Here is an 18,544-nt window from a genome sequence, read left to right on the forward strand (position 1 = left end):
ACCGAGCCGCTATTTTGCGCGATTCCGGCGGGACCGGAGCGGCTTTTCCGCACGAACGTGCGGACAGATTTTTTGAAGCGAATACTTAGTCTGCGTTCAGTCGTAACCGCCGACCGTCAGCGCCTTCATCACGAGGCGGTACGTGTTGTACGCAAGCCAGTTCAGCAGCCGCTCGATGCGCGGGCGCGCGGCGTAGCGCGCGGCATCGATCTCCCGGCCTTCGGCGAACGCGGTCGCGATCGCGTCGCGCAACTGGTTCGTCACTGCATCGTAGCGCACCAGCACGACGTTCGCTTCATTGTTCAGCATAAGGCTCAGCGCGTCCAGGTTCGACGAGCCGACCGTCGCCCAGTTATCGTCGATCACGGCGACCTTGCCGTGCAGGATCGTCTTGTCGTATTCGGCAACGCGCACGCCCGCCCGCAACAGCGAGTGATACAGGAACGGCACGGCCGTATCGAGCGCCGTGAATTCCTTGCGACCGATCAGCACCTGCACGTCGACGCCGCGGCGGGCCGCGCCCGTCAGCGCGCGGCGCAGCTTGCGGCCCGGCATGAAATACGGATTCGCGAGCAGGATCCGCTGGCGCGCCTGGCCGATCGCCGCGAGATACGCCTTCTCGATCGCGCGGCGGTTCACGACGTTGTCGCGCGCGACGAACGCGACGCTCGGCTCGGTCACGACCCGCAGTGCGCCGGCCTTGATCCATCGATGGCTGCGCATCCAGCGCCGGAACATGTCGGGGAACGCTTCGCCGCCGTGCAGCCCGGCCGCGTACTGCGCGTACGGCTTGTGGCCGAACTGGATCCGGTGCCACTGCAACTCGAACGCGGCGCGCACGTCGGACACCGCGGGCCCGGCCATCTCGACCGCGAAATCCCAGCGCGGGAACGGCAGCGTCGCGCTGCCCTGCGTGTAGTCGTCGACGATGTTGATGCCGCCGCAGAACGCGACCACGTGATCGATCACCGCGAGCTTGCGATGCGTACGCGAGAAGCCGAAGCGGCCGAACAGGTAACGGTTGTAGATGCAGTGCTCGACGCCGGCTGCCACCCACGTGTCGAACAACGGCAGGCGCGCGGTGCCGATGCCGTCGGTGATCACGCGCACGCGCACGCCGCGCTGCGCCGCGCGGATCAGCGCGTCCGACACCGGCCGGCCGGCCGCGTCGTCGCAGAAGATGTAGGTTTCGAGCATCACCTGCTCGCGGGCGGCATCGATCCGCTCGATCAGCGCCCGGAAGAACTCGCCGCCGGTCTCGCACAATCGCACGGTATTGCCCGACGTGAAGGCGAGCCGCGACGCGGAACCGCGTTCCTGCAGGAACATCTGCCGCAATTGCGCGAAGCGCTTGCGGGCTTCCGCCGTCATGCGGACGAGCCGTGCGGCGCGCGCGACAGTGCCACGCGCGCGGGCAGTTGCAGGATCGCCTCGGCGTTCGACGGCGAGAAGCAGCGCGCGGCCGCCTCGCGGAACGGCAGCCACGCATGGTCGACATGCTCGCGCGGCGACAGCGTCACGTCGACGCGATGCGGCACGCACAGGCCGAACCAGTGCTCGACGTTGCGCGTGACGCCCGGGGCGTAGCGGTGCAGGTATTGCGGATAGATCGTGTATTCGATCTTGTGGCGCCAGTCGACGAGCGCGCTCGCCGGCACGTCCGGCGTGCCGACTGCGATGCCGGTCTCTTCGACCACTTCGCGCGCGGCAGTGAGCGCGAGCGGCTCGTCGAGCGCGTCCTTCGAGCCGGTCACCGATTGCCAGAAATCAGGCTGGTCGGCACGCTTGATCACGAGCACATCGAGGTCGGGCGTGTAGATCACGACAAGAACGGATTCGGGGATTTTCGGCGGCTTCGTCATCTTTGTTTCATGCAGCACAGGGCCGCGTGCCGGGCAAATGCTCCGAACGGGCGGCAAGTGCTGCGACTGTACCGCAAAAAACGAAAAAGGCGCATCGCTGCGCCTTTTTCATGTGCGCCGTGTGCGCGAACGCACACACGACCGGGTACGAGGCGCGTTACGCCTTCGGCTGTTCCGGCTGACGCAGACGGATGTGCAGTTCGCGCAGCTGACGCTCGTCGACCGGGCTCGGCGCCTGCGTAAGCAGATCCTGCGCACGCTGCGTCTTCGGGAACGCGATCACGTCGCGGATCGAATCGGCGCCGGCCATCATCGTGACGATGCGGTCGAGACCGAATGCGATACCGCCGTGCGGCGGCGCGCCGTACTGCAGCGCGTCCAGCAGGAAGCCGAACTTGAGCTGCGCTTCTTCCGCACCGATCTTCAGCGCGCGGAACACCTTGCTCTGCACTTCCTCGCGGTGGATACGCACCGAGCCGCCGCCGATTTCCCAGCCGTTCAGCACCATGTCGTAGGCCTTCGCGAGGCAACGGCCCGGATCCGTCTCGAGGTACTCGAGATGCTCGTCCTTCGGGCTCGTGAACGGGTGGTGAGCCGCGACGTAGCGCGCATCTTCGTCGTCGTATTCGAACATCGGGAAGTCGACGACCCACAGCGGCTTCCAGCCGGCCTGGACGAGACCGTTCGCCTTGCCGAATTCCGAATGGCCGATCTTCAGGCGCAGCGCGCCGAGGCTGTCGTTGACGACCTTCGCGCGATCGGCCGCGAAGAAGATGATGTCGCCGTCTTCCGCGCCGGTGCGCTCGAGGATCGCGGCGATCGATGCGTCGTGCAGATTCTTGACGATCGGGCTCTGCAGGCCGTCACGGCCCTTCGCCTTCTCGTTGACCTTGATCCATGCGAGGCCCTTCGCGCCGTAGATGCGCACGAATTCGGTGTAGCCGTCGATGTCGCCACGCGACAGCTCGCCGCCCTTCGGCACGCGCAGTGCCGCGACACGGCCGTCCTTCGCGTTGGCCGGCGTGCTGAACACCTTGAAGTCGACGTCCTTCATCGCGTCGGTCAGCTCGGTGAATTCGAGCTGCACGCGCAGGTCCGGCTTGTCCGAACCGAAACGCGCCATCGCTTCCGAGTACGGCATCACCGGGAATTTCGCGTCGAGCTCGACGTCGATCGTCGTCTTGAAGATGTGGCGGATCATGTCTTCGAACAGGTCACGGATTTCCTGCTCGCCGAGGAACGACGTTTCGCAGTCGATCTGCGTGAATTCCGGCTGACGGTCGGCGCGGAGGTCTTCGTCGCGGAAGCACTTGGTGATCTGGTAGTAACGGTCGAAGTTCGCGACCATCAGCAGCTGCTTGAACAGCTGCGGCGACTGCGGCAGCGCGAAGAACTGGCCCGCGTTCACGCGCGACGGCACGAGGTAGTCGCGCGCGCCTTCCGGCGTGCTCTTCGTCAGCATCGGCGTTTCGATGTCGATGAAGCCCTGCTCGTCGAGGTACTTGCGCGCTTCGATCGCCACGCGGTAGCGCAGGCGCAGGTTGTGCTGCATCTGCGGGCGGCGCAGGTCGAGCACGCGGTGCGTCAGACGCGTCGTTTCCGACAGGTTGTCGTCGTCGAGCTGGAACGGCGGCGTGACCGACGCGTTCAGCACGTTCAGTTCGTGGCACAGCACCTCGATCTTGCCGCTCTTCAGGCCGGCGTTGACCGTGCCGTCCGGACGGTTGCGCACGAGGCCCTTGATCTGCACGCAGAACTCGTTGCGCACGCCTTCGGCGGTCGCGAACATTTCCGCGCGATCCGGGTCGCACACCACCTGCACGAGGCCTTCACGATCGCGCAGGTCGATGAAGATCACACCGCCGTGATCGCGGCGGCGCTGCACCCAGCCGCACAGCGACACGGTTTGGCCCAGCAGGTGTTCGGTCACGAGACCGCAGTATTCAGTACGCATCGACATGATGTTTGCTTTCGTTCGGTTTGATCAACGGGCGCCGCAACGCGCGGCCCGGGCGATGATTCTTTACTTACAGCGGCGGCTCGACGGGGCGGCGTGCAGGCGCCGGAGCCGGCGCCGGGGGCGCCACCACGCCCATCGAGACGATGTACTTGAGCGCGGCATCGACCGACATGTCGAGTTCGATGACTTCGCTCTTCGGCAGCATCAGGAAGAAGCCCGACGTCGGGTTCGGCGTCGTCGGGATATAGACGCTCACGTATTCTTCCGTCAGATGATTGAGCACGTCGCCGCCCGGCGTGCCGGTCAGAAACGCGATCGTATACGAGCCGCGACGCGGGTATTCGATCAGCAGCGCCTTGCGGAACGCGTTGCCGCTGCTCGACAGCAGCGTGTCCGACACCTGCTTGACGCTCGTGTAGATCGGCCCGACGACCGGGATGTGACGCACCACGGCGTTCCACCACGTGACGAGCTTCTGGCCGATGAAGTTCTGCGTGGCCAGCCCGACGACGAAGATGAACGCGAGCGTCAGCACCGCGCCGATCCCCGGCAGATGGAAGCCGAGCATCCGCTCGGGCTGCCACGATTCGGGCAGCAGGAGCAGCGTCTGGTCCATCGTGCCGATGATGAGACCAAGCACCCACAGCGTGATCGCGAGCGGGACGAGAACCAGCAGGCCGGTCAGAAACACCGATTTCAGGGTCGTCTTTTTCATCATCTGCCGTCAATGAACCGCGCCGGCGGCGCGGGTTGGTCGCAGCCCGGCCGGGCCGCGACGGTCAACTGCTGGCGGCGGGCGCTGCAGCCGGGGCGGGCGCCGCGCTCGTCGTCGTGCTTTCGGAACTGCTCGATGCAGCCGGCGCGGCCGCGGCGGGCGCGGCTTCCGTCGATGCAGCCGGGGCTGCATCGCCCGACGCCGTCGCCGGTGCGCTGGTGCCGCCCGAACCGCCACGGAAATCGGTGACATACCAACCCGAACCCTTCAGCTGGAAGCCCGCGGCAGTGACCTGCTTGCGAAATGCATCCTTCCCGCATTCCGGGCACTGCGACAGCGGCGCGTCGCTCATCTTCTGGAGCACGTCCTTCGCGAAACCACACGCTTCGCATCGATAGGCGTAGATCGGCATGATATTTTTCCCGCGGAAACTGGAAACGGCTTGCAAAACCTTGAATTATAGCCGAAACCCTGCCGCGCTCCGGCAACGGCCGCGACACGCGCGCATCAGCGGCGACGCCACGTGAGCCAGCGCTCGTGTCCTTCGAACACCGCGAGCGAATCGGTCACGGGCAAATCCTCGATCAGTTCGAAGTGCGGCGTGAGCAGCGCATCGAGTTCGGCACGCTCGATTCCGAACGGCGGCCCCTTCGGTTTCGCCATCAGGAAGAAATAGCCGGCCAGCAATCCGTCCACGGGCAGCAGCTCGGCCATGCGCGCCGCATAGCCGGCACGCATGGCCGGCGGCAGCGCGCACAGGAACGCGCGCTCGTACACCCACTGCACGTCGAACGGCGGCCGGTACGCAAAGAAATCGGCCTGCTCGACGACTTCCGCGTGCGCGCCGAGCTGCGCCTTCGCGGCCGCCACCGCCTGCGCGGCGAAATCGATCGCACGCACGGGCCAGCCGGCTTCGGCCAGCCACCCGGCTTCCTGCGCACTGCCGCAGCCGGGAATCAGCACCGCGCACGGCTCGAGCCGATGCGCGAACACGCTGAAACCCTCGGGCACGCCACCGAATTCCCACGGCGTCACGCCACGCTCGAAACGCTCGTCCCAGAACGATGGGTTGCCGGGATCGCGCGTCGTGAAATCGGCGGCTGACGGTATAGCGGGTTGCTTCGGATCGGACATCGCCCTGCTCCTTTCGGTCATGTGCCGTACGCGAGCGCCAGCAGCACGCGCGCGACGAGCGCCCCGACGCCGACCGCGAGGCCGAAGATCAGCAGCGCCTGCATCAACCGGTTCGTCCGCTTCTGCTCGACGAGGATCTGGCGCATCAGCTCTTCGCTCGCGGCACGCGGCGCGTCATGGCGCGCGGCCATCGCGTGATGGATCAGGCGCGGCAGTTGCGGCAGCGTCTTGCTCCACTGCGGCGCCTCGACCTTGAAGCGCTCGTACCAGCCGCGCAGGCCGATCTGCTCGGTCATCCAGCGCTCGAGGTACGGCTTCGCGGTCTTCCACAGGTCGAGCTCGGGGTCGAGCGAACGGCCGAGGCCCTCGACGTTCAGCATCGTCTTCTGCAGCAGCACGAGCTGCGGCTGGATCTCGACGTTGAAGCGGCGCGACGTCGAGAACAGCCGCATCAGCACCTGGCCCAGCGAGATGTCCTTCAGCGCGCGGTCGAAATACGGCTCGCATACCGCGCGGATTGCGCTTTCGAGTTCCTCGACGCGCGTTTCGGGCGGCACCCAGCCCGACTCGAGGTGAAGCGTCGCGACGCGGTGGTAGTCGCGCTTGAAGAACGCGAGGAAGTTCTGCGCGAGGTAGTTCTTGTCGAAATCGGACAGCGCGCCGACGATCCCGAAATCGAGCGCGACGTAGCGGCCGAACGTATTCGGATCGAGGCTCACCTGGATGTTGCCCGGGTGCATGTCCGCGTGGAAGAAGCCGTCGCGGAACACCTGCGTGAAGAAGATCTCGACGCCTTCGCGCGCGAGCTTCTTGATATCGACGCCGGCCGAACGCAGCGTCTCGACCTGGCTGATCGGCACGCCGGTCATGCGCTCCATCACGAGCACCTGCGACGTCGAGAAATCCCAGAACATTTCGGGCACGAGCAGCAGGTCGAGGCCCGCGAAGTTGCGGCGCAGCTGGCTGCCGTTGGCGGCCTCGCGCATCAGGTCGAGCTCGTCGTGCAGATACTTGTCGAATTCGGCGACGACCTCGCGCGGCTTCAGGCGCCGGCCGTCGGCCCACATGCGCTCGGTCCAGATCGCGATGTCGCGCATCAGCGCGAGGTCGGAATCGATCACGGACAGCATGTTCGGGCGCAGCACCTTGACGGCGACGGCCTTGCCCGCGTGCTGGCCCTGCTTGAGCTTCGCGAAATGCACCTGCGCGATCGACGCGCTCGCGACCGGCTCGCGCTCGAATTCGTCGAACAGCTCGTCGACCGGCGCACCGAGCGACTTCTCGATGATCCCGATCGCGACCGCCGAATCGAACGGAGGCACCTGGTCCTGCAGCTTCGCGAGTTCATTCGCGAAATCGACCGACAGCAGGTCGCGGCGCGTCGACAGCACCTGGCCGAACTTCACGAAGATCGGGCCGAGGCTTTCGAGCGCGTGACGCAGCCGCACGGCGGGCGGATCGGAATAGCGGCGGCCGATCGTCGTGATCCGCAACAGCAGCTTCACGCGCCGGTCGTCGATCCGGGACAGCATCACTTCCTCGAGACCAAAGCGGATGACGGTATAGACAATCTTGATGAAACGGAAAATGCGCATGCCCTGCGGCCCCTCAGTGCGCGCCGCGCGGGCCGGAACCCGTGCGCGCGCCGATTTTTTGTTCGAGTCGCTCGACCCGCTTTTCGACCCGTGCAAGCGCATCGCGTGCGCGCGCCAGTTCGGCATCGAAGCCGCCGAGCGACGCGCGCCGGACGACTTGCGGGTTCTCGTCGAGCCAGTATTCGGCGACGGAATCGAGCACGTTGCGGCCGGTGCGGCGCGCGCGCGCGCCGGCGTCGCGCACGACCGTCGCGATCCGGTATGCCGCCGCGTCGCCGACCAGCTTCGCGAGATCTTCTTCAGGTTCCCAGCGCAGGTGCTCGGCCAGCTTCGCGATCTGCGTGGCGAACTCCGCGTCGCCCTCGATCTTCACGTGCTTCATCACGGCCGCCTGGCCGCCCTGCAGGAACGCGGCGACCGTGTCGCCGGCAAGCGCGATCGACACGTCGACCTGTTGCGCATCGTGCGCGTCGACGGCCGACAGATAGCCGTCGGGCTGCACCAGCAGCGTCAGCGTCACCGGGGGCACGTCGATCCGGGCAGTCTTGCCCGAATAGGGAATCAGGCGGTCGCGCGCCCACGATTCGCGGGCGAGCAGGTGATTGACAGCAGCAGCAAAAGGCTTGGCGGCAAAGGTCATCGGGCTGGGAAAGAAAAAACCCGCGCAGGCCGGGCGCCTACGCGGGTTTCTATTGTAACGTCGGATCGTCGGCAGACCGTGCCTGACCGCACACCCGGGCGGCAAGCGGTCGCAGTGCGGCGGCCGTCGCCCGGGTGCCGGCGGCGCGGGCCGCCGGTCACGCTCAGTGCGTGTTGATCTGCTGGATGCCCGCGAGCAGCCAGCCCTGACTGCCCGACTTCGACAGGTTCCACACCTCGTCGAACGGCGCGGCCGATGCATTCGCCGATTCGCGGATCAGGCCGTGGAAGCGCACGCTCGCCGACTGCTCGATGCCGCGATCCTCGATCGCGACCAGTTCCGCGTCGAGCTGCACGACGTCGGTCTGGTTCGACTCGTTGCCGCGCGAATCGAGGTCGATCTTGATCTCGGCGAACATTTCCGGCGTCGTGAACTCGCGGATGTCGGCCAGGTTACCCTGGTCCCACGCGGCCTGCAGGCGCACGAAATAGACCTTCGAGCTGCGCAGGAACGCTTCGGTGTCGAAGCCGGCCGGCACCTGGAGCGGTGCTGCCGCAGCAGCCGCTGCCGCGCCGGTGGCCGCGGCACCGCCGCCGAACACGCCTTGCGCTTCGTTCGCGTAGCTGCTGCCGCTACCCGAGTAGTTGCTGCCGGTGCCGCCCTGCTGGAACGACGGGCTTTGCGAGTAGCCGCCCGACGACGACGCCGAGCCGCCGACCGAGTAGGCCGGCTCCTGCGGACGACGGCGGTTCATGAACTTGCGGATCAGCCAGATGCCGACCGCCGCGAGCAGCGCGATCACGATGACGTTCGCCATCATGCTCGCGAATGCGCCGCCCAGGCCGAAGTGCGACAGCAGCGCCGCGATACCGAGACCAGCCGCGAGGCCGGCGATCGGCCCGAGCCAGCGCGAGCGGTTGGGCTGTGCGGCCGGCGCGGGCGCGGCCGGATTCGCCCGCTGCGCCTGCGACGGCGCGGCCTGCTGCATCGGTTGCTGCGCGGGCGGCGTGGCCTGGCGCTGCGTGACCGTGGAGTTCTGGCGGCCGATGCTGCGCCCGCCGCCCATGCGCTTGGCTTCGGCGTCGAGCGATGCGAACGTGCCGGCCGTGAGCAGGCCGACCATCAGCAGCGTGCCGACCCGTCGAGCCCACGGCTTCGACGGCTTGCTACGGTTGAACAACGAACGCGATTCGAACATCAGTTTCTCCAGATGTAAGACAAATGTATGGAAAGAGCCCCTTAATACTTGGCTCCCATGTGTAAAGCTACCACGCCACCTGACAAATTGTAATATTTGACGGCATCGAGGCCTGCTTGTTCCATCATCGTCTTCAGCGTGTCCTGATCGGGGTGCATCCGAATAGATTCGGCAAGATACCGGTAACTTTCAGCATCTTTCGCGAACTTGTCGCCAAGCCACGGTAATACTTTGAAAGAATACAGATCGTACGCTTTTTTCAGCGGATCCCAGACTTTCGAGAACTCCAGCACCATCACGCGGCCGCCGGGCTTCGTCACGCGGCGCATCTCCGCCAGCGCGGCATCCTTGTGCGTCATGTTACGCAGCCCGAACGCGACCGTGACCACATCGAAGTAGTTGTCCGGAAAGGGAATTTTCTCCGCGTCGCACAGCAGCGACGGCGTCACGATGCCCTTGTCGAGCAGCCGGTCGCGGCCGACGCGCAGCATCGATTCGTTGATGTCCGTATGCCAGACCTCGCCGGTGGGCCCGGCCGCCTTCGCGAACGACCGGGTCAGGTCGCCGGTGCCGGCCGCCAAGTCGAGCACCTTGAAGCCGGGGCGCACGTTCGCCTGCGCGATCGTGAACGCCTTCCACGCGCGGTGCATGCCCGCCGACATCAGGTCGTTCATCAGATCGTAGTTGCTCGCGACCGAATGGAACACACCCGCCACTTTCTTCGCTTTTTCGTTTTCCTCGACGCTTTCGAAGCCGAAGTGGGTTTTGCTCATCGCGTTGATCCTCAGTAAATGGCAAGACGGCGCCGAGCGGGCGCCGTCGAATTTCAGTGGCAGTGGCCGTGCGACGCATTCGCCGCCGGCATCGGGGCATCGCGCTCGACGCCCGCCGCCTTCAGTTTGTCGAAATAGTCGCGCCACAGCGCGTCTTGCTGCGTGGCCAGCTCGTACAGCAGGTCCCACGAGTAGATGCCGGTCGAATGGCCGTCGGAGAACGTCGGCTGCAGCGCGTAGTGGCCGACGCCCTCGAGCGCGGTGATCGTCACTTCGCGCTTGCCCGTCTGCAGCGTCTCCTGGCCGGGCCCGTGGCCGCGCACCTCGGCCGACGGCGAATACACGCGCATCAGCTCGAACGGAATCCGGAAACTGTCGCCGTTCGGGTACTGCAATTCGAGCACGCGCGATACCGCGTGCACGACGACGCCGGACGGAATCGGCGTCGTGGAAGTCAAACCGCTCATGGCTGCCTCGAATCGGTCATGCGTTGAATTTCCTCGCGCACCGCATTGTGCAGCAGCGAGGCCTGCGCTGCGCGCGAGCGCAGCAGCGCCTCGGACACGCTGCGCTGGCGCGGCGCCCATACGGGCTGCGGGAAGTGTGCGTCGTTGGAAAAGCGCGGGATCACGTGCCAATGCACGTGCGGCACCATGTTGCCGAGGCTCGCGAGATTCACCTTGTTCGGCTGCATCACGCGGCGCACGGCCCGCTCGACCGCATAGACCACGCGCATCAGATGTGCCCGCTCCGGTTCGCCGAGATCGGAGAATTCGGCCACGTGCGCGCCCCAGATCACCCGGCAGAAGCCCGGGTAGTCGTGCTCGCCCGTCGCGAGGACGACACGCACCGCATCGTCCTGCCAGAGCACCTCGCCGCCGTCTTCACGGCAAAACACGCATTCCATCGTCGCTCCCATGTGGACGGGCGCCGGCATTGCCGCGCCGGCGCCCGCTCATTCCTGGCCCGGTCGGGCGGTCGTCATGCCCGCATTAGACCAGCACGCGCTCGATCCCGCCATTGTTCGCACGTGCGACATAATCGGCCATCCAGTTCTCGCCGAGCACCTGGCGCGCGATTTCGACCACGATGTAGTCGGCTTCGAGGTTCGCGTCCTCGCTGTAGCGCGACAGGCCCTGCAGGCACGACGGGCAGCTCGTCAGGATCTTCACGTCCGGGCCGTTCGCGGCCGCGGCGGCCGCTGCAGCCGACCCGGGCGCGTTGCCGGCCACGACCGGGATGCTGCGCAGCTTCGCGGCCCCCTTGCGGATCTCCTCTTCCTTGCGGAAGCGGACCTGCGTCGAAATGTCCGGGCGCGTGACCGCGAGCGTGCCCGATTCGCCGCAGCAGCGATCGTTCTTCTCGATCTTGTAGCCGTCCTTCTCGGCGCCCATCAGCTCGTTGACGAGCTTCACCGGGTCCATCGTCTTGATCGGCGTGTGGCACGGGTCGTGATACATGTAGCGCGTGCCCGTCACGCCATCGAGCTTCATCCCCTTCTCGAGCAGGAACTCGTGGATGTCGATGATCCGGCAGCCCGGGAAGATCTTGTCGAATTCGTAGCCGGCGAGCTGGTCATAGCAGGTGCCGCACGACACGACCACCGTCTTGATGTCGAGGTAGTTCAGCGTGTTCGCGACCCGGTGGAACAGCACGCGGTTGTCGGTGACGATCTTCTCGGCCTTGTCGTACTGGCCCGAGCCGCGCTGCGGATAGCCGCAGCACAGGTAGCCCGGCGGCAACACCGTCTGAACGCCGGCTTCCCACAGCATCGCCTGCGTGGCGAGGCCGACCTGCGAGAACAGGCGCTCGGAGCCGCAGCCCGGGAAGTAGAACACCGCTTCCGAATCGACCGTGGTCGACTTCGGGTTGCGGATGATCGGCACGATCTTGTTGTCCTCGATGTCGAGCAGCGCGCGCGCCGTCTTCTTCGGCAGGTTGCCCGGCATCTTCTTGTTGACGAAGTGGATCACCTGCTCGACCACGGGCGGCTTGCCGACCGTCGCCGGCGGGTGCTGCGTCTGCTTCGTCACGACCTTCTTCAGCATGTCGTTCGCGAAGCGCTGCACCTTGTAGCCGGCGCCCATCATCACGCTGCGCGCGACGTTGATCGTCTGCGGGTTGGTCGCGTTCAGGAAGAACATGCCCGCCGCATTGCCGGCGTTGAACTTCTTCTTGCCCATCTTGCGCAACAGGTTGCGCATGTTCATCGTGACGTCGCCGAAGTCGATCTTCACCGGGCACGGCGTCGCGCACTTGTGGCACACCGTGCAGTGGTCGGCCACGTCGTTGAACTCGTCCCAGTGCTTGATCGACACGCCGCGGCGCGTCTGCTCCTCGTACAGGAACGCCTCGACCAGCAGCGAGGTTGCGAGGATCTTGTTGCGCGGGCTGTACAGCAGGTTCGCGCGTGGCACGTGCGTCGCGCACACCGGCTTGCACTTGCCGCAGCGCAGGCAGTCCTTCACCGAATCGGCGATCGCGCCGATGTCGGACTGCTTCATGATCAGCGACTCGTACCCCATCAGCCCGAAGCTCGGCGTATAGGCGTTGCGCAGATCGGCGCCTTCGAGCAGCTTGCCCTTGTTGAAGCGGCCGTTCGGGTCGACGCGCTGCTTGTACGCGCGGAATTCGGCGATCTCGTCGTCGGTCAGGAACTCGAGCTTCGTGATGCCGATGCCGTGCTCGCCGGAAATCACGCCGTCGAGCGAACGCGCGAGCGTCATGATGCGTGCAACCGCCGCGTGGGCGTCCTGCAGCATCTCGTAGTTGTCGGAGTTGACCGGCAGGTTGGTGTGGACGTTGCCGTCGCCCGCGTGCATGTGCAGCGCGACGAACACGCGGCCGCGCAGCACCTGCTTGTGGATCGCCTGCGCCTCGTCGAGGATCTGCTTGAACGCGCCGCCGTTGAAGATCGCGCGCAGCTCTGCACGGATTTCCTGCTTCCACGAGATGCGGACCGTGCGGTCCTGCGTGATGTGGAACACGGTCGCGCCCGGCTGATCGTCCGCGCGATCGGCGAACTTCTCGGCAAGCGCCTCGTAGCCGAGCTGCACGAGGTAATGCTGCGCCTCGCGCAGCGGCTGGTCGAGCCGGTCGCGCACGAATTCCCAGCGTGCCCGCACGCGCTTGAGCAGCTCCAGCGCCTGCTGGACCCGGTCCTCGAGCAGTTCGGCGCTCGGGATCTCGTTCGCATCGTCGGTCTTGCCGAGCGGCAGGTTGCCGGCACGGAAAAACGCTTCCAGCGCGTCGACGAGCTGCAGCTTGTTCTTCAGCGACAGCTCGATGTTGATCCGCTCGATGCCGTCGGTGTACTCGCCCATCCGGTTCAGCGGGATCACGACGTCTTCGTTGATCTTGAACGCGTTCGTGTGCTTCGCGATCGCGGCCGTGCGGCTGCGGTCGAGCCAGAAGCGCTTGCGCGCCTCCGCGCTGACCGCGACGAAGCCTTCGCCGCTCTTGCCGTTCGCCATCCGGATCACTTCGGACGTGGCGTGCGCGACCGCATCGGCATCGTCGCCGACGATGTCGCCGATCAGCACCATCTTGGGGAAGGCATTGCGCTTGCTCTTGGTCGCATAGCCGACCGCGCGCAGGTAGCGCTCGTCGAGGTGCTCGAGGCCCGCGAGGATCGCGCCGCCCTGCTTCGACGTTTCGAACAGGTAATCCTTGATCTCGACGATACTCGGGATCGCCTCGCGCGCCTGGCCGAAGAATTCGAGGCAGACGGTGCGCGTGTGCGCGGGCATCTTGTGCAGCACCCAGCGCGCGGACGTGATGAGCCCGTCGCAGCCTTCCTTCTGCACGCCCGGCAGGCCGGCGAGGAACTTGTCGGTCACGTCCTTGCCGAGCCCTTCCTTGCGGAACCGGCGCCCTTCGATCTCGAGCATTTCGGTGCGCAGCAGCTTCTCGCCCGGCGCGTAGGCGCCGTCGAACCACTTCAGCTCGAAACGCGCGACCGCGATGTCGTGGATCTTGCCCTGGTTGTGCTCGTGGCGCGTGACTTCGAGCCAGTTGCCGTCCGGGTCGACCATCCGCCACCAGGCCAGGTTGTCGAGCGCGGTGCCCCACAGCACGGCCTTCTTGCCGCCCGCGTTCATCGCGACGTTGCCGCCGATGCACGATGCGTCGAGTGAGGTGGGATCGACCGCGAACACGTAGCCGGCCGCTTCCGCCGCCTCGGTCACGCGGCGCGTGACGACGCCCGCGCCGGAGAAGATCGTCGGCACCTTGTGCGCGACGCCCGGCAGCTCGGTCAGCTCGACCGCGCCGAGCTGTTCGAGCTTTTCGGTGTTGATGACGGCGGAGAACGGCGTGAGCGGCACCGCGCCGCCCGTGTAGCCAGTGCCGCCGCCGCGCGGGATCACGGTCAGGCCGAGCTCGAAGCAGGCCTTGATCAGGCCGGCGATCTCGGCTTCGCTATCGGGGGTCAGCACGACGAACGGGTATTCGACACGCCAGTCGGTCGCGTCGGTCACGTGCGACACGCGCGACAGCCCGTCGAAACGAATGTTGTCCTTCTGCGTGCAGCGGCCGAGCGCCTTGGTCGCGCGGCGGCGCAGGTCGGCCATCTTCTCGAATTCGTCGGCGAACTCGTTGACCGCACGCTGCGCGGCGGTTTCGAGCATCTCGACGCGCGATGCGCGCTCGCGGCCCGCGTCGTCGCGGTGCTCGGTGAGATCCGCGCTGCGGCGCTTGCCGATTTCGGTGAGGCGGTGGTTCAGCGCCTCGATCAGCAGCGCGCGGCGCTTCGGGTTGTCGAGCAGGTCGTCCTGCAGGTACGGGTTGCGGCGCACGACCCAGATGTCGCCGAGCACTTCATACAGCATCCGTGCCGAGCGGCCCGTACGGCGCTCGGCGCGCAGTTCGTCGAGCACCGACCACGCCTCTTCGCCGAGCAGGCGGATCACGATCTCGCGATCCGAGAAGGACGTGTAGTTGTAGGGAATCTCGCGCAAACGGGGCGCGGGGTCGGCGGCGACGGCGGCGGCCGCGCCATGCGGATCGAAAACTTGTGGTGCGTTCATGTTCGGACGACTCGGAGGGCCGATACACCGTGCACGGGCGTCGGCAAGCGCGTGGGCGCAATCTTGGGGAAATCTGTTCTGTTACCAGGCGCGCGGCTGTCCTTCATGGGGCCGGAGCGGGCGACTCGCCCCTCCTGGCCGGCGACAGGGCCTGGCGGCACTCGGAACGATCAGCACGATCGCGCGCGGCGCGCATGCCGTTCGGCCGCGGGGCTGGCTGCGCGCGGCGTCGGCTTCAACGGTGCGATCCGAGGGTGCCTCTGCATCTTCCGATCCTTGATTCAAAACGGAATTCTAACCCATGATCGGGCCACGCGTGACACGTCGGACAGGTCGTGGGGCTATCCCCGCGAGCCGCGCCAGGCCTGGCTCGGCGCGATTTCGCGCGATCATTCGCCGTCCGTCCGGTCGGTAACCGTGCGGTTAAGCCGGTAAAAAAGGCAGCGCGCGCCCGCCGACGCCCCGCCCGCACGGCCCCGCGAGCACCGGCTCGGCACGCCGCTTGCATGCAGGCAGACCCTTGGCGCTATCATTGATCCTTTACCGTCTGCTTTCCGCACTGCACGCGAGCGCCCATGGCATCCCACGATTACCTGAAGAAAATCCTCACCGCGCGCGTCTACGACGTCGCGATCGAGACGGAACTCGAATCCGCCCGCAACCTGTCGGCCCGCCTGCGCAACGCCGTCTACCTGAAGCGCGAGGACAACCAGCCGGTGTTCTCGTTCAAGCTGCGCGGCGCGTACAACAAGATGGCGCACATTCCGTCGGAAGCGCTCGCGCGCGGCGTGATTACGGCGTCGGCCGGCAACCACGCGCAGGGTGTGGCGTTCTCGGCGGCGCGGATGGGCGTCAAGGCCGTGATCGTCGTGCCCGTCACGACGCCGCAGGTGAAGGTCGATGCGGTGCGTGCGCACGGCGGCCCGAGCGTCGAGGTGATCCAGGCCGGCGAGTCGTACAGCGACGCGTATGCACACGCGGTCAAGGTGCAGGAAGAGCGCGGCCTCACGTTCGTCCACCCGTTCGACGATCCGTACGTGATCGCAGGCCAGGGCACGATCGCGATGGAAATCCTGCGCCAGCACCAGGGCCCGATCCACGCGATCTTCGTGCCGATCGGCGGCGGCGGGCTCGCGTCCGGCGTCGCGGCCTACGTGAAGGCGGTGCGCCCGGAGATCAAGGTGATCGGCGTGCAGGCCGAGGATTCGTGCGCGATGGCGCAGTCGCTGGAAGCCGGCAAGCGCGTCGAGCTGAGCGAGGTCGGCCTGTTCGCGGACGGCACCGCCGTGAAGCTGGTCGGCGAGGAAACCTTCCGGCTCTGCAGCGAATACCTCGACGGCGTCGTGACGGTGAACACCGACGCACTGTGCGCAGCGATCAAGGACGTCTTTCAGGATACGCGCAGCGTGCTCGAGCCGTCCGGCGCGCTCGCGGTCGCGGGCGCGAAGCTCTACGCGGAGCGCGAAGGCATCGAGAACCAGACGCTCGTCGCGGTCACGTCCGGCGCGAACATGAACTTCGACCGGATGCGCTTCGTGGCCGAGCGCGCGGAAGTGGGTGAAGCGCGCGAAGCCGTGTTCGCGGTCACGATCCCCGAGGAGCGCGGCAGCTTCAAGCGCTTCTGCTCGCTCGTCGGCGACCGCAACGTCACCGAGTTCAACTACCGGATCGCCGATGCGCAGGCCGCGCACATCTTCGTCGGCGTGCAGATCAAGCGTCGCGGCGAATCGGCCGAGATCGCCGCGAACTTCGAGTCGCATGGCTTCAAGAGCGTCGACCTGACGCACGACGAGCTGTCGAAGGAACACATCCGCTACATGGTGGGCGGCCGCTCGCCGCTCGCGCTCGACGAGCGCCTGTTCCGCTTCGAATTCCCGGAGCGCCCGGGCGCGCTGATGAAGTTCCTGTCGTCGATGGCGCCGGACTGGAACATCAGCCTGTTCCACTACCGCAACCAGGGCGCGGACTACAGCTCGATCCTCGTCGGGCTGCAGGTGCCGCAGGCCGATCGCGCCGAATTCGAACGCTTCCTCGCGGCACTCGGCTATCCGTATGTCGAGGAGAGCGCCAACCCGGCTTACCGCCTCTTTCTGTCGTAAAGGCGTCACGCATGAATCCCGAACATTCCCCGCTCGGCAAGGCCACCGTCTACGCCGCCCAGTACGACGCGTCGCTGCTGTTCCCGATCCCGCGCGCCGGCGCGCGCGAGCAGCTCGGCATCACGTCGGCGCTGCCGTTCTTCGGCACCGACATCTGGAACGCCTACGAGCTGTCGTGGCTCAACGCGCGCGGCAAGCCGCAGATCGCGGTGGCGACTTTCTACGTGCCGGCCGAATCGGCGAACATCGTCGAGTCGAAGTCGTTCAAGCTGTATCTCGGCTCGTTCGCGCAAACCAAATTCGACTCGATCGACGCGGTGCGCGACACGCTGAAGCGCGACGTCTCGGCCGCGTGCGGCGCGACCGTCTCCGTGCAACTCGTATCGCCGCACGATTTCGGCAAGCTCGAAATGGACGAACTCGACGGGCTGTCGCTCGACCGGCTCGACCTCGACACCGACGTGTACGAACCCGATCCGTCGCTGCTGTCGGCCGCTGAAGACGAAGCGCCGGTCGAGGAGACGCTCGTATCCGACCTGCTGCGCTCGAACTGCCCGGTCACCGGCCAGCCCGACTGGGGCAGCGTGCAGATCCACTATGTCGGGCCGCAGATCGACCACGCGGGCCTGCTGCGCTACATCATCTCGTTCCGCAATCACACGGGCTTTCACGAGCAGTGCGTCGAGCGGATCTTCCTCGACATCCTGCACGCATGCAAACCGGTGAAGCTCGCGGTATATGCGCGCTATACGCGCCGCGGCGGGCTCGACATCAATCCGTTCCGCACCAACTACAACCAGCCGATGCCGGACAACGCGCGCAACGCGCGGCAGTAACGGCGGCGGGTGGCCGCGGTTCGCAGTTGGCAACGCACGGCGGTATCCCCTGATGAAACAGCCCGACCGGGTTCAACCGGCCGGGCTGTTTTTCATTGCGCGGAGAAACGCGGCCGGCCCACGGTCAACCTTTCACCGGCCGCTCCGGAAGAAGCTCCACCAGGCGCAACAGATAGCCGTCGGGATCCTGCACCAGCATCTCGACCTGGCCATGCTCGATCTCGCCCTCCCGATACCAGGACGTGCGCGGCTCGACGAACAGCGTCACGCCCGCGGCGCGAATCCTCTCGAGGATCGGATCGAGTGCATCGACCTCGATCTGAAAATTGATCCCGCGCCCGAACGGCGGCTCCAGCGGGCCGGTCAACCAGCCCTCCGGGCTGTGCTGCTCGAGCATCAGCTGAGCGCCCCCGAGCTCGAGATAGGCGAACCCGTCTTCCGGACGCTCGAAGCGAATCCGGAATCCGAGCACGTCGCAATAGAAGCGAATGCTCCCGGCAAGGTCCGAGCAAATCAGCTCCGGCACCAGCGCAGCCCATTCCATGCACATCCTCCCCGTATGCTCATGCGGCACCTTACATGAACGGTCGGGATGTGTTGCGACGATTGCGGCCTCGGGAACACCGCCGACCGGTCGAGCAGTGCCCCGCACATAAAAAAAACGGGCCCGGCGCATGTAAATGCGCCGGGCCCGTTGCGTAGCGG

Annotated in this window: 16 protein-coding genes; 2 read left to right on the forward strand and 14 right to left on the reverse strand. The window is 66.2% G+C overall.

Features of this window, described 5'->3' with window-relative positions; genetic code table 11:
* Positions 1-96: 96 nt before the first annotated feature.
* The 13 genes from clsB to QZM35_RS20550 all read right to left on the reverse strand — a co-directional run bounded on the left by clsB (position 97) and on the right by QZM35_RS20550 (position 14,904).
* On the reverse strand, positions 97-1,371 hold the full coding sequence (clsB, locus tag QZM35_RS20490; protein WP_089426302.1) for a cardiolipin synthase ClsB: 1,275 nt from the start codon (positions 1,369-1,371) through the stop codon (positions 97-99).
* Positions 1,368-1,862: a dihydroneopterin triphosphate diphosphatase gene (gene nudB / locus QZM35_RS20495; protein WP_089426303.1), complete on the reverse strand. Its 495-nt coding sequence runs from the start codon at positions 1,860-1,862 to the stop codon at positions 1,368-1,370. Before nudB ends, clsB begins: the two co-directional genes overlap by 4 nt.
* A gap of 157 nt (positions 1,863-2,019) precedes the next feature.
* Complete coding sequence (gene aspS / locus QZM35_RS20500; protein ID WP_059820390.1) at positions 2,020-3,822, reverse strand: aspartate--tRNA ligase; 1,803 nt, start codon at positions 3,820-3,822, stop codon at positions 2,020-2,022.
* A gap of 67 nt (positions 3,823-3,889) precedes the next feature.
* The gene (locus tag QZM35_RS20505; RefSeq protein WP_069248829.1) at positions 3,890-4,540 is read right to left on the reverse strand and encodes a DUF502 domain-containing protein; all 651 of its coding nucleotides are present in this window, start codon (positions 4,538-4,540) and stop codon (positions 3,890-3,892) included.
* 61 nt (positions 4,541-4,601) lie between these two features.
* Complete coding sequence (locus QZM35_RS20510) at positions 4,602-4,949, reverse strand: FmdB family zinc ribbon protein (RefSeq protein ID WP_089426304.1); 348 nt, start codon at positions 4,947-4,949, stop codon at positions 4,602-4,604.
* Between the two features lie 95 nt (positions 4,950-5,044).
* Positions 5,045-5,671, reverse strand: coding sequence for an SAM-dependent methyltransferase (locus tag QZM35_RS20515; protein ID WP_301776693.1), 627 nt, complete (start codon positions 5,669-5,671; stop codon positions 5,045-5,047).
* A gap of 17 nt (positions 5,672-5,688) precedes the next feature.
* Positions 5,689-7,266 (reverse strand): ubiquinone biosynthesis regulatory protein kinase UbiB, encoded by a 1,578-nt coding sequence (gene ubiB / locus QZM35_RS20520; protein WP_301776694.1) that lies wholly within the window; start codon positions 7,264-7,266, stop codon positions 5,689-5,691.
* Between the two features lie 13 nt (positions 7,267-7,279).
* Positions 7,280-7,906, reverse strand: a complete 627-nt coding sequence (locus QZM35_RS20525) for an SCP2 domain-containing protein (RefSeq protein ID WP_069248831.1) — start codon at positions 7,904-7,906, stop codon at positions 7,280-7,282.
* Between the two features lie 163 nt (positions 7,907-8,069).
* Positions 8,070-9,104, reverse strand: a complete 1,035-nt coding sequence (locus QZM35_RS20530) for a Tim44 domain-containing protein (RefSeq protein ID WP_071335064.1) — start codon at positions 9,102-9,104, stop codon at positions 8,070-8,072.
* A 41-nt stretch (positions 9,105-9,145) separates the two neighbouring features.
* Positions 9,146-9,877 carry a bifunctional demethylmenaquinone methyltransferase/2-methoxy-6-polyprenyl-1,4-benzoquinol methylase UbiE gene (gene ubiE, locus QZM35_RS20535; RefSeq protein ID WP_039360112.1) on the reverse strand — a complete coding sequence of 244 codons (732 nt, stop codon included), beginning with the start codon at positions 9,875-9,877 and terminating at the stop codon, positions 9,146-9,148.
* A 53-nt stretch (positions 9,878-9,930) separates the two neighbouring features.
* Positions 9,931-10,344, reverse strand: coding sequence for a gamma-butyrobetaine hydroxylase-like domain-containing protein (locus QZM35_RS20540; RefSeq protein WP_089426307.1), 414 nt, complete (start codon positions 10,342-10,344; stop codon positions 9,931-9,933).
* Positions 10,341-10,784 (reverse strand): HIT family protein, encoded by a 444-nt coding sequence (locus QZM35_RS20545; protein ID WP_089426308.1) that lies wholly within the window; start codon positions 10,782-10,784, stop codon positions 10,341-10,343. Before QZM35_RS20545 ends, QZM35_RS20540 begins: the two co-directional genes overlap by 4 nt.
* A gap of 85 nt (positions 10,785-10,869) precedes the next feature.
* Positions 10,870-14,904, reverse strand: a complete 4,035-nt coding sequence (locus tag QZM35_RS20550) for a DUF3683 domain-containing protein (protein WP_089426309.1) — start codon at positions 14,902-14,904, stop codon at positions 10,870-10,872.
* 575 nt (positions 14,905-15,479) lie between these two features.
* Here QZM35_RS20550 and ilvA point away from each other — a divergent pair.
* Positions 15,480-17,003, forward strand: a complete 1,524-nt coding sequence (gene ilvA, locus QZM35_RS20555) for a threonine ammonia-lyase, biosynthetic (RefSeq protein ID WP_089426311.1) — start codon at positions 15,480-15,482, stop codon at positions 17,001-17,003.
* Between the two features lie 11 nt (positions 17,004-17,014).
* Positions 17,015-17,839 (forward strand): NADPH-dependent 7-cyano-7-deazaguanine reductase QueF, encoded by an 825-nt coding sequence (gene queF, locus QZM35_RS20560; protein WP_301776695.1) that lies wholly within the window; start codon positions 17,015-17,017, stop codon positions 17,837-17,839.
* A gap of 124 nt (positions 17,840-17,963) precedes the next feature.
* On the opposite strand, the gene QZM35_RS20565 is transcribed toward queF, so the two are convergent.
* Positions 17,964-18,383, reverse strand: a complete 420-nt coding sequence (locus tag QZM35_RS20565) for a VOC family protein (protein WP_089431888.1) — start codon at positions 18,381-18,383, stop codon at positions 17,964-17,966.
* Positions 18,384-18,544: the final 161 nt, after the last annotated feature.

Origin of the sequence: Burkholderia sp. AU45274 (assembly GCF_030482505.1) — a bacterium.
In the GTDB taxonomy this organism is placed as follows: Bacteria; Pseudomonadota; Gammaproteobacteria; order Burkholderiales; family Burkholderiaceae; genus Burkholderia.

Excerpts from the sequence above, each read along its gene's own strand:
- clsB (WP_089426302.1), bottom strand. The coding sequence starts at position 1,371 with ATGACGGCGGAAGCCCGCAAGCGCTTCGCGCAATTGCGGCAGATGTTC.
- nudB (WP_089426303.1), bottom strand. The coding sequence starts at position 1,862 with ATGACGAAGCCGCCGAAAATCCCCGAATCCGTTCTTGTCGTGATCTAC.
- aspS (WP_059820390.1), bottom strand. The coding sequence starts at position 3,822 with ATGTCGATGCGTACTGAATACTGCGGTCTCGTGACCGAACACCTGCTG.
- QZM35_RS20505 (WP_069248829.1), bottom strand. The coding sequence starts at position 4,540 with ATGATGAAAAAGACGACCCTGAAATCGGTGTTTCTGACCGGCCTGCTG.
- QZM35_RS20510 (WP_089426304.1), bottom strand. The coding sequence starts at position 4,949 with ATGCCGATCTACGCCTATCGATGCGAAGCGTGTGGTTTCGCGAAGGAC.
- QZM35_RS20515 (WP_301776693.1), bottom strand. The coding sequence starts at position 5,671 with ATGTCCGATCCGAAGCAACCCGCTATACCGTCAGCCGCCGATTTCACG.
- ubiB (WP_301776694.1), bottom strand. The coding sequence starts at position 7,266 with ATGCGCATTTTCCGTTTCATCAAGATTGTCTATACCGTCATCCGCTTT.
- QZM35_RS20525 (WP_069248831.1), bottom strand. The coding sequence starts at position 7,906 with ATGACCTTTGCCGCCAAGCCTTTTGCTGCTGCTGTCAATCACCTGCTC.
- QZM35_RS20530 (WP_071335064.1), bottom strand. The coding sequence starts at position 9,104 with ATGTTCGAATCGCGTTCGTTGTTCAACCGTAGCAAGCCGTCGAAGCCG.
- ubiE (WP_039360112.1), bottom strand. The coding sequence starts at position 9,877 with ATGAGCAAAACCCACTTCGGCTTCGAAAGCGTCGAGGAAAACGAAAAA.
- QZM35_RS20540 (WP_089426307.1), bottom strand. The coding sequence starts at position 10,344 with ATGAGCGGTTTGACTTCCACGACGCCGATTCCGTCCGGCGTCGTCGTG.
- QZM35_RS20545 (WP_089426308.1), bottom strand. The coding sequence starts at position 10,784 with ATGGAATGCGTGTTTTGCCGTGAAGACGGCGGCGAGGTGCTCTGGCAG.
- QZM35_RS20550 (WP_089426309.1), bottom strand. The coding sequence starts at position 14,904 with ATGAACGCACCACAAGTTTTCGATCCGCATGGCGCGGCCGCCGCCGTC.
- ilvA (WP_089426311.1), top strand. The coding sequence starts at position 15,480 with ATGGCATCCCACGATTACCTGAAGAAAATCCTCACCGCGCGCGTCTAC.
- queF (WP_301776695.1), top strand. The coding sequence starts at position 17,015 with ATGAATCCCGAACATTCCCCGCTCGGCAAGGCCACCGTCTACGCCGCC.
- QZM35_RS20565 (WP_089431888.1), bottom strand. The coding sequence starts at position 18,383 with ATGGAATGGGCTGCGCTGGTGCCGGAGCTGATTTGCTCGGACCTTGCC.